Here is a 12710-nt window from a genome sequence, read left to right as displayed (position 1 = left end):
TGTGAGCAAGCAAGACAGGCATTCTCCGCTCGACGCGCTGCTCGATGCCGCGCCACGCGGTGCCATGCGCCACTGGCTCAGTCTGCTGGTGCTGGCGCTGGCGGCCTTGGGGACACTGGCATTTTTCGTGCGTTTCGTCACCGGCGAGGATTCGCCATACTACTCCGCCCCAGTGGAAATGGGGAACCTCGTGCCCCGGGTGTCCGAACGTGGGCAGGTGCGCGGCTCGGGCGAAGTCACGGTCACGGCCGCCATCCGCGGGCGAGTCACATGGATTACTGGCAAGAGCGACGGCAAGGTCGAGAAGGGCGAAGTGCTGGCAATGCTCGATGCCAGTCAAGTCGCGAGCGCAGTTGCGATCGGGCGGTCGCGCCTGCTTGTGGCGCAGTCCTCGTTGGAGGCCGCGAAAATATCCACCCTGGATGCCAGCGCACGCCTCGCCCGCTTTGAGAGCGTGTGGAAGCGGTCGGGCGGTCGCGCGCCGTCGCTGAACGAAATCGAAGGCGCACGCGTGGAAGCCCGGCGAACCGAACTCGGCGTCGAAACCGCGCGGGCCGAGGTCAAAGCGGCAAAGCTCCAGCTCAAGGACCAACAGACGCAGCTGGCCAGCGCCGAAGTGCGCGCGCCGATCACGGGCACGCTGGTCATGCGCGAAGTTCAGGCGGGGCAAACGGTCACCGAGAACCAACCGCTGTTCACCATCGCCGCAGGACTCGCGCCGCTGACTATCGAAGTGCCGCTGACCCCCGGCCAGGCGCGCCGATCGAGGCGAGCGCTCTGGCACAGGTGCGCTTCGATACCATGCCCGACGCCCCGCAATCGGCCACGCTGACACCGCTGCAGGGCAACCCGCCGCGCCCGCTCTTCACCATAGAACGCCCCGACCCATGGGTCCGCCCCGGCATGGCCGCGACGGTGGAGGTCGACCTACCCGAGCGGCGCAACGTTCTGCTCGTGCCAGAAGCTGCGCTTGCGTTCGAGCCGGTCGATCGGCAGGAAGATCGGCGGGAAGCACGGCGCGAGCGGATATACGTGCTCGAACATGGCGACCCGCGGCGGATATACGTCACCGTAGGAGGAAGCGACGGCAAGCGCGTCGAAGTCTTCGCCAACGACCTCAAGCCCGGCGATCGGGCGATCATCGGTTGGCGAGACGCAAGGAGCGGTTCGGAACGGTCACACCACTGACAGGTTTACCGTGCAACAATAGGGCCTTTCGGGCGTATCGCATCAGGCCACCACGTCGACATTGCGGCGATACAAGAGGGAATCCGTTTTGTTAAACAACGCGCAGATAACGCGCCGTACGGCTGTCAGACTTTTCGCGGCGCTCGCGGCGGCAAGCGCCTTGCCCGGCGGAATCGCCACTGCCGCAGCCGGTCGACTGGGCGCGCCAACGCCGTTTTCCTGGGACTGGCTGGTTGCCCGCGCTCAGGCTCTTTCGCGCATACCCTTTGCGGAAACGCCAGATTCCCCGCGTGCCGCTGCCGATTACGACGCCGCCGTTCGGCTAACGTACGGTGACGCGCAGGCCATCGCTGGCAACGTTCGTCTGTTTCCGGCGACCAGGGGTACGGCACCCAAGCCGGTGCGCATCGCCGTGGTGGAAAGCGGCCAGGCGCGCGAGATCGTGGACACCGACGGCCTGTTCATCGGCAACCAGAACACCGACCCGGTCGGCTTTCGCGTCATGGACTCCTCGAACCATAGCGACTGGCTCGCCTTTCAGGGGGCGAGCTATTTCCGCACCTCGGGATCGCGCGATCAATACGGCCTGTCGGCCCGCGCCATCGCCATCGACACCGGCCTTGCCAAGGGTGAGGAGTTTCCAGGTTTTACCCACTTCTGGATCGAGCAGACCGGGGCCGATACGATCCGCGTTCATGCCCTTCTAGACGGCCCGAGCCTTGTCGGTGCCTATGCCTTCGACTGCCGCAAGGGCCAGAACGGCGTGACACAGGACGTCACCGCGACGCTGTTCCTGCGCAAGAACGTCGAGCAGTTGGGCCTCGCCGCTGCCTCCAGCATGTTCTGGTACGACCAGTCGACCCCGCCGGGCCGACGCGACTGGCGGCCCGAGATCCATGATTCCGACGGTCTCGCGATCTGGGCCGGCAATGGCGAGCGCATCTGGCGACCGCTCGAGAATCCACAGGTCGCCAAACTGCATTCGCTGCGTGCGTCATCTCCGAAAGGCTTCGGCCTGCTGCAGCGTGATCAGACCTTCGACCATTATCAGGACGATGGTGTGTTCTACGATCGCCGCCCCTCGCTCTGGGTCGAGCCCAAGGGCAACTGGGGCGCCGGCGCGGTGTGCCTCTACGAGATGCCGACGCAGAGTGAGACGATGGACAATATCGCAATGTTCTGGCGGGGCGACCGGCCGGCTCGCGCGGGGGAAAGACGCGACTTCGCCTATCGGCTAACTTGGACATCAAAAGACCCGACCGCCGACCTGGCCTCGCGCTGTGTCGATATCTACGACGGACCCGGCGGCATCCCCGGCGCTCCTCCCGCGGCCGGCGTGCGTAAATTCGTCTTCGATTTCGCGGGACCGGCGCTCACCGGGCTGGATCGCACCAGCGGCGTTGTCCCCGAAACCGACCTTCCCACAGGAGCGATTGTATCCGCCGCCGCTTACCCAATCGCGCATGCCGCCGCGCGTTGGCGCGTCATGATCGACGTGAGAAGCAAAGACGTAAGCCAGCCCCAGTTTCGCGTGTTTCTCAAGCGTGGGAACACCGCACTCAGCGAAACCGTGATCAAGGCGATCGAGACATGAGCATGACCGCTCTGCCAAGCCCGCCGATGCTGCCCGCCGAAGCGCCCCTCGTGATGCCGGTGCAGAACCTTTACGGCAACCCGCCCGGCGCACGCGAAGTTCTGACCAGCCCGCACGGAATGCTGGTCAAACGTTTGCTGTTGCTGGCGCTGACCGCAGTGATCGGCCTTGCCGCCTCCAGCACAGTGCGTATGGAGCTATCGCGTGACGGGCTCGATTGGGTCGAAGTCACGTTGCTGGTATTCTTCGTGCCTCTCTTTTGCTGGATCACCTTCGGCTTCGTTTCCTCCGCAATCGGCTTCCTCAAGCTCATTACCGGCGAGCATCCCGGCTTCACCGTCCTGCCCAGTCCTGCCTCCAGCCTGCGCCATCGCATCGCCGTTTTGATGCCTGTCTATAACGAGAGCGTCGAGGAGGTCTTCGCTCGTGCTCGCGCCATGACGAACTCCATCGCCGCGTCCGGTGGCGCACCTTGGATCGACTTCTTCATCCTGAGCGATTCCAACCCCTTCCACGGCAAACGCGAGGAAGCCGCCTGGCGCGAGCTCGCGGCCGAAGCACCGATCAAACTCTATTACCGCCGCCGCGAGAAGAACGTCGCGCGCAAGCCCGGTAACATCGCGGAATGGGTCCGCCGCTTTGGCGCGTCTTACGAGTGCATGCTAATCCTCGACGCCGATTCGATGATGAGCGGCGACGCCATCGTCGGCATGGCCTCGATCATGGAGGAGCGCCCCTCGATTGGCCTGCTACAGACGGTGCCGATGATCACCCACGCGCGCACCCTCTTCCAGCGCTGGATGCAGTTCTCGAGCGAGGCCTACGGTCCAATCGCCAGCGCTGGACTGCTATGGTGGTCGGGTTCGGAAGCAAACTTCTGGGGCCACAACGCGATCGTGCGCACGCGCGCCTTCGCCGAATCCTGCGGCCTGCCCGAACTTCCCGGCAAGGCGCCGTTCGGGGGCCATGTCCTGAGCCACGACATGCTCGAATCGGCACTGCTGCGGCGACGCGGGTGGGCTGTGCACATGGTGATGATCGGCGGCAGCTACGAGGAGTTCCCACCCACCATCGTCGATATGGCGATCCGCGACCGGCGCTGGATGCAGGGCAATTTGCAGCACCTGCAACTGCTCGGATCATTCGGCCTGCACTGGGCCAGTCGCCTCCACCTGCTGATCGGCGCATCGGCCTACCTCACCTCGCCGGGCTGGCTGCTCCTGATCCTGACGATGATCGGCCAGATGGCAACACGCGGCACTGGCAGTTTCGTTACGTTGGCGCCGCCCAGCGTACTGGCGCTGACGGTGCTGCTGCTGTTCGGCCCCAAGCTGATGGGAACGATATGGATGCTGGCCGACCGCGACCGGCGGCGCAGCTTTGGCGGCGCGGGGGCGATCCTGCGCACGGTGCCGGTTGAGATTGTGCTCGGCATGCTGCTCGCGCCCATTACGATGGTCACGCAGACCAAGGCGCTGCTCGGCCTGCTACTTGGCATATCGGCGAGCTGGAACACCCAGGTCCGCGGCGCGCGGCGCATCACCGTGCGTGAGGTGTTGCCGGACTTGCGCGAACATTTGTTGCTGGGCACCGCGCTCGCCGCGACCGCCTTTTTCGACACGACGACCGCGCTGTGGCTTTCGCCGATCATCGTCGGTCTGCTTATTTCGCCCTGGCTGATCAGTCTGACCTCGAGCGAGGCATTGGGCAGCCGGGCGGCGGCCGCGCGCTTCTTCCGCGTGCCAGAGCCGGGCATTACCGAAGCCCCGCGCGTGCCAAGCCCTGAGCCGCAAGTGCCCCTAATGGATCGGAACTTGTTCGGCGAACTTTAATGCTCGGCGTTACTTCTGTCCCTTATTATCCGCCTCAGCATATAAGGTAAATTCTGCATGCAACCCATCTGCGGACGATTGACCCACCCAAACGTCAAACACGCCGGGTTCTGCAATGACCTGGTTGCGATAGCCCACAAACTGTAAGTCGAATCGGGAAAGCGAAAATCGCACAAAAATGCTTTCGCCGCCGCTCAAGGTCACACGCTTTATGCCCTTTAATTCACGGATTGGGCGCGTGCGGCTGGCAACGCGGTCGCGGATATAAAGCTGGACGACCTCCGAGGCACGTCGGGTACTCCGATTGGTCAGCCGTGCCCGGACTTCGATTGAATCGTTCCATCGCAAAGCGGTGTCGCTCAGATGCAGGTTATCCAGAACGAAATCGGCATACGTCAGGCCGTGACCGAAGGGAAAACGCGCACTGTTGTCGGTCGTGCTGTAACGCGCCTTATATTCGGTCACATTGGATACCACCGGTCGACCCGTCGATTTCCGGTTATAGAAAAAAGGCTCCTGCCCGGACTCCCAGGGAAAGCTGACGGGTAGCTTGGCCGACGGATCGACTTTCCCAAACAAGACATCGGCTATGCCGTTCCCCGCTTCGCTACCGAGAAACCATGTTGCCAGAATTGCCTGCGCATTAGCGACTGCGCCATTCAGGGCGAGCGCACGGCCATGACAGAGTATAATTATGACTGGCTTCCCTGTCGCCGCGACCGCTTCGGCCAAGGCCTGCTGGGCGGCAGGGATTTCTATCACCGTATGACTCTGCGCCTCGCCCGACATCATTTGCGATTCACCGATGGCGAGTATGACGATATCGGCAGCCTTTGCTGCGGCGACGGCCTTTGCCAGTCCGCCGCTGATCTCCGCCTCGACATGGCATCCCGGCGTCACCGTCAGGCTATCGGGATTTTGCAGTGCCGCGCGCAACCCATTGGCAATATCGATCCCGCTCCCCTGATCCGCGTAAAACGCCCACGGCCCAAACAGATTATCGCGATCTTCGGAGAACGGACCGATCAGCGCGATCCGCTGATTGGAGATCGGTGATAAAGGTAATATGCCAGCATTACTCAAAAGGACGATAGATCGTCCCGCAGCCTCTCTCGCAAGGTCGCGTTTCTCCGATGTCGCTATTCTCGTTTTCTGGATAGCCGGGTCGAGCGACCGATAAGGGTTGTCGAACAGGCCGATCATGGTTTTCACATAAAGAATGCGGCGCACCGCGACGTCCACAACCTGCATCGGGACAGCACCCGATTTCACGAGTTCGGGTAAATGATCGATGTAAAGGCCACTTTGCATGCTCATGTCGACGCCCGCCTGCACGGCGAGGCGAGCCGCATCACGCGCATCATGGGCAAAGCCGCCGGCTATCAGTTCCTCATCGGCGGTATAATCGGAAAATACGAAACCGCGGAAATGCATCTCGCCGCGTAAGATGTCGGTCAACAGCTCGCGATCGCCGGTCGCGGGAACGCCGTTGATTTCATTGAACGCCGCCATCGTCATGACCGCCCCTGCGGCAAAGGCTGCTCCGAAGGGCGGCAAGTGGACTTCGCGCAATGTCTCGTCGGAGATATCCACGCTGCCATATTCCAGACCGGCCGACACCGCTCCATACGCCGCGAAATGCTTCGCGCAGGCAAGGAGGCTGTCGGCACGGCGCAGGTTTCGGCCCTGAAACCCGCGCACGCGCGCTGCAGCGAACAATCGACCGAGATACACATCCTCCCCTGCCCCTTCCACCACGCGGCCCCAGCGCTGGTCACGCGCGATATCCACCATCGGCGCAAAGGTAAGGTGAAGCCCTGCCGCCGTTGCCTCCTCAGCGGCCGCTCGCGCTGTTCTTTCCGCAAGCTCGGGATCAAAGCTGGATGCCTCTCCCAGCGGTACAGGAAATACCGTTTTCAAGCCGTGGATTACATCCCCCGCGAAAAGCAGCGGGATGCCAAGTCGGCTCTCTTTTACAGCAATATCCTGCGCCCTTCGCGCGCCGGCCACACCATAGCCATTGAACAGGCACCCGACCCGACCACGCTTTACTTCAGCGGCAAGCCGTCCTTCGTCTCGAATGCCGGCCTGAGGATTGGGCGGATTAAAGGGGCGAAATGAATCGGCGAGGCAAGTCATTTGACCCGCTTTCTCTTCAACCGTCATACGCGCGATAAGGTCGTTAACCCGTTCCACATCCGTCGCAGCCATTGCCTTGCTTCGGAAACCAAGAGTCATGGCGCCCGCGGTGGCCGTTAATATGATCTCGCGTCGATTCAATTTCATAGGTTGCATGACTATCAGTGGAGTGATGAACGCACCGTATCGGAAATGGACTACCCGAGTCCAAACCGCGCCGTAGCGGCGCTTGGGCGGCCTCATAGCGCGCTTAATGATGTCCGGATCAAAGGCATGATCACCCGGACGCTCGAAAACCTCCCGCCCGGTACGACCCATTTGAATTCGCGCAACGTGGACGGGCGAGCGGCCTGTTGGTCTCGACAGTGCAGCAGATCATGGTCAATCAAGGAGAACGCTTCTTTACGCTCCTAACGCAACGATAAATTAAAAGGGGAGATCACCGCAGCCGGGACGCTTCGCTCGATTGAACGGATCGATTACTATTTTCGTCTGAGTAAAATGATAATCGTGGTTATTTAGGTTATTAGTGAAAATCCCGCGATTTCGGCAAAATCCGGGCATCGCGCGGGTGCGAACCACGAGGGACCGCATGGCGTGGATGCTGAGGGTGCAGGAACTCGTCGGCCTGCGACAATAGCGAAATCGGATCATGCGCCTCGGATAGCTGCTTCAGTTCGTCAGTCCGGTCATAAACCCGGCTGGCCATCAAATGGACGACACCTTCGGAGCTACGCTGAAGCTCCCCCTCGACCATCATCAGCCGCGCAGCCATCACTTCACGCCGCTGAAGTTCGAAAAGCCGCGCCCAAATTACAATGTTCGTCACTCCGGTCTCATCCTCGATCGTGACGAAAATCGCATTGCCTTTGCCCGGACGCTGGCGAACCAGAACCACGCCCGCCGTCTTCACTCGTGCGCCGTTTTTCGTCGCTGATGTCGCGGCACAAGTCAGGATGTTTTCCGCTGCGAAAGTCTCACGCAAAAACGCCATCGGATGCCCCTTCAGCGACAAACGAGCCGTCTGATAGTCGGCGGCAACATGCTCGCTCATCGGCATGACAGGCAGGTTTGCCTCGGGCTCGGCGGCAAGCTCACGAGCATCAGCCGCAGCAAACAGTGGCAGCGTATCGCTGTGCGTGCGGCGCACCTCCCAAAGCCCCTCGCGCCGATCCAGTGCCAGCGATCGAAGCGCGTCGGCATCGGCCAACAGCTGCAATGCACGCCCCGGAATCATGGTATCGCGCGCCAGTCCTTCTATACTGACAAATGGCCGGGTATCGACAATGCGCTCCGCCCACTCCCCTCGAAAGCCCTCGATCTGACGGAACCCCAAGCGGACCGCGCCACTCTCCAGTTCAGTGTCCCAAATACTGAAATTTACATCGACCGGCAAAACCTCGACCCCATGTTCCTGCGCGTCGCGAACGATCTGAGCAGGCGCGTAAAATCCCATCGGCTGCGAATTGAGCAGCGCCGCGCAGAATACGTTAGGAAAATGGCATTTGATCCATGACGAAACATAGACCAGCCGCGCGAACGACAAAGCGTGGCTTTCGGGGAAGCCATAGCTGCCAAACCCCTTGATCTGTTCGAAACAGCGTCGCGCAAACTCCTCCTCATAGCCGCGCCGCATCATGCCACCGACCATCTTCTCCTCGAACTGCGGCATCGTGCCGACATTACGGAACGTCGCCATTGCACGCCGCAATTTGTTTGCTTCCGCTGGTGTGAATTCCGCCGCAACGATAGCCAGTTTCATCGCCTGTTCCTGAAACAGCGGCACGCCGAGCGTCTTGGCCAAGATTTCGTGCAGTTCGTTCTGCGGATGAGGTTTGGCAGGCGACGGAAAACTCCATTCCTCGATCCCCTGTCGCCGCCGCAGATATGGATGCACCATATTGCCCTGAATCGGCCCCGGTCGGACGATGGCGACCTGAATAACCAGATCGTAGAGTTCCTTGGGACGCAGGCGCGGCAGCATATTCATCTGTGCACGGCTCTCGACCTGAAACACGCCGACACTGTCACCCTTGCACAGCATCTTATAAACTTCCGGATCGTCGGCAGGGAGGTCCACTTCCAGATTATGATCGCCCAGCCCATTGGCGCGCATCATGTCGAACGCCTTGTGGATGCAGGTCAGCATCCCGAGCGCCAATATATCGACCTTCATCAGACACAGCGCGTCGATATCGTCCTTGTCCCATTCGATGAAAGTGCGGTCGATCATCGCGGCATTATGGATCGGCACCGTTTCATCCAGACGGTCTTCGGTCAGTACGAAACCGCCGACATGCTGCGACAAATGGCGCGGAAAATTCATCAGTTGCCGGACCAGCCCGTTCAGCCTTGTGATTTCAACATTGTTGGTCTCAAATCCAGCTTCGCGGAGCCGTTTTTCGTCCATCGACGTCGTATAGCTGCCCCATACGGTCGAGGTCAGACGATTGGTGATATCCTCGGTTAGCCCAAGCACTTTGCCCACTTCCCGAACCGCACTGCGCGGACGGTAATGGGCTACAGTTGCGGCAATCCCCGCACGGTGTCGGCCATAGCGATCATAGACATATTGCATCACTTCTTCACGACGTTCGTGTTCGAAATCAACGTCGATATCGGGCGGTTCCTTGCGCTCCTCCGACACAAATCGGGAAAACAAGAGACTGTGCTCCATCGGGTCAACCGAAGTGATGTCGAGCATGAAGCACACCACCGAATTGGCTGCCGATCCGCGACCCTGACAATATATTCCCTTGCGGCGCGCAAAGGCGACAACGTCATGGACGGTCAGGAAATAATAGGCGTAATTCTGCTTACGGATCAGTTTGAATTCTTCCCTGAGCAAGCCGCGCAATTTTTCGGGAAGACGCTCTCTTTTATAGCGGTCGCGCGCCGCTCGCATCGTGAGGCGGACCAGCCAGCCATTGGGCGTTTTGCCCAGTGGAACCGGTTCGTGCGGATATTCGTATTTCAGGTCTTCGAGAGTGAAGTCGATGCGTGACAGCAATCGTGTCGTTTCCACAATCGCCTGCGGATATTTGCGGAAAAGACGTTTCATTTCGGCAGGCGATTTCAGATGGCGCTCTGCATTGGGTTCAAGCTTGTAACCGGCATTCGTAATGGTGGTGCCGTTGAGGATACAGGTCAGGATGTCGTGGAGTGGTCGCTGTTTGGGCGTCGCATAGAGAGCCTCGTTGGTGGCGATCATGCAAACACCCGCAATTCGTGCAATACGATTTAACCGGGCAAGTTGGCGGGCATCATCTCCACGATAAGCGGCGGTTGCTCCCAGCCAAACACGGTCGGGAGCATGGCCTGCAAGGCGAGAGAGCGTGGAACCAAGCCCGTGAGGAAGCGGCGGGAGAACCAGCCTAAGCAGAGGGGCGGGTTTGGCATCCAGCCCTGAATCATACTCGGGGGGCTTGGCTTTCGCCTTGTCTTCCGTCGCGGTGCAGACCGGCATGACAATCAGCAACAGATCCTCGAGATAGTTCAGCAGATCGTCGAACCGAAGGATACAACCGCCCTTTTCCGCCCGCAGATTGCCCGTTGTCAGAAGCCGCGTCAGGCGACCCCAGCCTTTGCGGGTCATGGGATAGGCAATGATGTCGGGTGTCCCGTCAGCAAAGACGAGGCGCGCACCGACGATCAGTTTGAAGTCAAAATCGGGGAGAGCTTCTTCGGTTCGCTTTTCGCGCGCATTCTTGAGGGCAACGTAAGCGCGGACTACCCCTGCCACGCTATTGCGGTCGGCAATGCCGATACCCGGATAACCCAACTCTATCGCCGTACCGACCATATCCTTCGCGTGCGAGGCACCGCGAAGAAACGAATAGTTGGTCGCGGCGATGAGTTCAGCAAAATCGGTCACGCAAATATGCCGTGCAGGAACCAGCCGGGATCAACCTTTTCGCTGCCGCCTTGCAGACCGTGGCGGAACACCCAGAACCGTCGGCCGCGCATATCCTCGACCCGGTAATAATCGCGAGTCAAGCCGCCACCGCCAAGATCATGGCCGCCGCGCCGCCGCCACCATTCGGCAGCGATGCGTTCTGGGCCTTCGTAGCGGGTGATATCATGGCTGGTGCGTCTCCACCGAAATCGGCGCGGCGGCCCATCTGGAAGTCCCGCCATGACCTCTATCCGGTGCGGCGGGTCGAACAAATGGATGGGACGCAACGGCGGCTCGCCTTCCTCTGAACGGACCCATCCGCTAACCGGGGCAACCTCGACAATCGGCAATTCGAACGCGGCTTGCTCCGGAATATGGGTGTCGGCCGCCGCAAATTTACGAATACGCGTTTTGCCCAGTCGCGTACCGAGCCGGTCGATCAGCAGCCCAAGTTCAATGTCAGTAAGCGCACCGCCTTCCAGTCGTAACTGCTCGGGCGCAAGCGGTTCGGTGACCCTAACGGCAAGACGGATCAGGTCATAACCAAAGCCCGGATCGAGGGGGTCGGACAACGCATCGATCCGTTCGCGGAACAGCCGGTCAAGAATTGCGGGGTCGCGGACCGGCCCTGCGGTTTCGACTTTCAGCCGCGCGACATGCCCGTCGCTGCGAAACAATGCCGCCTCGAAACAGCGACCGCCAACACTCTGTTCGATGAGAGCACCGGCGACCTGATGAGCAAGGTTTTCGAGTGTGGAAAGCATATCCTCAGTGCGGGCAATAGGTTCCGCAAACCGCACCTCCACCACAACGGGAGATGGCACGCGACGGGGAATGATGTGGACATCCTGTTCGCCGAGCAACCGGGCGAGCAGATGGGGCAACGGCGTCCCGAACCGCGCAGCCAGCGGAGCGCGGGGACGGTCGGCGAGATCGCCGATGGTTTTCAACCCGGCGCGGCGCAGGGCGGTGTGGATTTCCGGGTCAACTCGAAGTGCTGCGACTGGCAAATGGAGTATCCCGTTCATACCGTATTGGGCGAGCGCAATTGCGGCATCGGGCGTTACTGCGCAGGCCAGATTTGCTGTAAACCCCTGACGGATAATACGTTTCTTCAGATCTTCGACGATGTCGCCCTCCAGAGCACATCCGGTAATGTCGATAATAAGGGCTTGTGGCGGGTCGATGGCGACGCTGGGGCTATAGCGATCGCAAGCATCTGCCAGCCAGTCGAGCCATAAGGCATCTTCGGCGGGTGCCGCATCCGATACGACCAGCTCGGGAACGCGCGCGCGGGAGTCTGCGAGGGTCAGGCCGGGTACCAAACCAAGACGCAGTGCGGCGACATCGACTGCCGTCAGGCGCATCGCCCCGCGGATTTTCTCGACGAGGGCAAACGGTGTGCCTTCAGGCGGCGCAAGACCCGCCATCCGTATCCGTTCCGAGGGCAGGAATGGCAGATAGATCGCCAGATAGCGCCGTTTGATTGAAGAATGGGGCGGCTTCAAAACTGTTTTGGTCACGATTCCACTCCAGACGGGCGGTAAAACTGGGCAATCCACCGCGATGGCGGAGCATTTCGATGTCAAAAGCTGGCACGCCCGGAGCGTAAGCGTCGAATTCGCCGTCCAACGCCTCTTCGTCCGGCAAAAGAGTCGAAGGCGCGCAGCCGATCCGCCAGCGGGTCAGCGCGGCGCTGGGGTGCGGTTCCGCCCCTGCCCGCAGCAATAATGTCATGACACCCGACCGCGCGGCGGCCATCGACAGGCGACGCGATGCGGTGAGGTCAAACTCGGACGCCTTTCCCCACGGTTCGATAAACACAGCCCCGACACCCGAGCATTTAACGATGTCCGCGCTTGCTCGCAGCAGCGACAGCGTGTCGGGGGCATGGACGATAGTGAACCGATCGGGGTCCGCGCCGAGTTCGACCAGTCCCTGCGCATAAAGCCGCCCGTTATTGCGATCCCCCGGTCCTCGCGCACCCAGATCACCGGCTTTGAGCCAAGCTGCGCACGGACGGCGAGCAACACAGCAAAGCCCGCAAGCGCGCTGACATCCG

The 12710-nt window shown here is 60.8% G+C and carries 8 protein-coding genes; 4 read left to right on the top strand and 4 right to left on the bottom strand.

From position 1 onward, the window contains the following. Nucleotide 1 precedes the first annotated feature (1 nt). The 4 genes from D3Y57_RS04990 to mdoH all read left to right on the top strand — a co-directional run bounded on the left by D3Y57_RS04990 (nt 2) and on the right by mdoH (nt 4614). Nucleotides 2–832, top strand: coding sequence for an efflux RND transporter periplasmic adaptor subunit (locus D3Y57_RS04990; protein WP_239025748.1), 831 nt, complete (start codon nt 2–4; stop codon nt 830–832). Beyond that, entirely contained in the window at nt 802–1188 is a 387-nt protein-coding gene (locus D3Y57_RS20740) for an efflux RND transporter periplasmic adaptor subunit (protein WP_239025747.1), read from the top strand. Before D3Y57_RS04990 ends, D3Y57_RS20740 begins: the two co-directional genes overlap by 31 nt. 88 nt (nt 1189–1276) lie before the next feature. Then, a complete protein-coding gene (locus D3Y57_RS04985) occupies nt 1277–2782 on the top strand; it encodes an OpgD/OpgG family glucan biosynthesis protein (RefSeq protein ID WP_430738987.1) in 1506 nt (501 codons plus the stop codon). Continuing rightward, nucleotides 2779–4614, top strand: a complete 1836-nt coding sequence (gene mdoH, locus D3Y57_RS04980) for a glucans biosynthesis glucosyltransferase MdoH (RefSeq protein WP_121151882.1) — start codon at nt 2779–2781, stop codon at nt 4612–4614. The genes D3Y57_RS04985 and mdoH overlap by 4 nt, the downstream gene beginning before the upstream one ends. A gap of 9 nt (nt 4615–4623) precedes the next feature. Here the strand turns inward: mdoH and D3Y57_RS04975 are convergent, their stop codons facing one another. The 4 genes from D3Y57_RS04975 to D3Y57_RS20045 form a co-directional block, all read right to left on the bottom strand. Further along, nucleotides 4624–6900: a glycoside hydrolase family 3 N-terminal domain-containing protein gene (locus tag D3Y57_RS04975; protein WP_121152128.1), complete on the bottom strand. Its 2277-nt coding sequence runs from the start codon at nt 6898–6900 to the stop codon at nt 4624–4626. Between the two features lie 379 nt (nt 6901–7279). Continuing rightward, entirely contained in the window at nt 7280–10627 is a 3348-nt protein-coding gene (locus D3Y57_RS04970; protein ID WP_121151880.1) for an error-prone DNA polymerase, read from the bottom strand. Then, a complete protein-coding gene (locus D3Y57_RS04965) occupies nt 10624–12078 on the bottom strand; it encodes a Y-family DNA polymerase (RefSeq protein WP_239025823.1) in 1455 nt (484 codons plus the stop codon). The genes D3Y57_RS04970 and D3Y57_RS04965 overlap by 4 nt, the downstream gene beginning before the upstream one ends. Continuing rightward, entirely contained in the window at nt 12056–12472 is a 417-nt protein-coding gene (locus D3Y57_RS20045; RefSeq protein ID WP_162986971.1) for a hypothetical protein, read from the bottom strand. The genes D3Y57_RS04965 and D3Y57_RS20045 overlap by 23 nt, the downstream gene beginning before the upstream one ends. Nucleotides 12473–12710 lie beyond the last annotated feature (238 nt).

The sequence above is a fragment of the Sphingomonas paeninsulae genome (genome assembly GCF_003660165.1).
Lineage (GTDB): Bacteria > Pseudomonadota > Alphaproteobacteria > Sphingomonadales > Sphingomonadaceae > Sphingomonas_O > Sphingomonas_O paeninsulae.
This window is presented reverse-complemented; position numbering and strand designations above follow the sequence as displayed.

Coding starts and splice junctions, on each gene's coding strand:
- D3Y57_RS04965 (WP_239025823.1), bottom strand. CDS start 12,078: ATGGCGGGTCTTGCGCCGCCTGAAGGCACACCGTTTGCCCTCGTCGAG.
- mdoH (WP_121151882.1), top strand. CDS start 2,779: ATGAGCATGACCGCTCTGCCAAGCCCGCCGATGCTGCCCGCCGAAGCG.
- D3Y57_RS04975 (WP_121152128.1), bottom strand. CDS start 6,900: ATGAAATTGAATCGACGCGAGATCATATTAACGGCCACCGCGGGCGCC.
- D3Y57_RS20740 (WP_239025747.1), top strand. CDS start 802: ATGCCCGACGCCCCGCAATCGGCCACGCTGACACCGCTGCAGGGCAAC.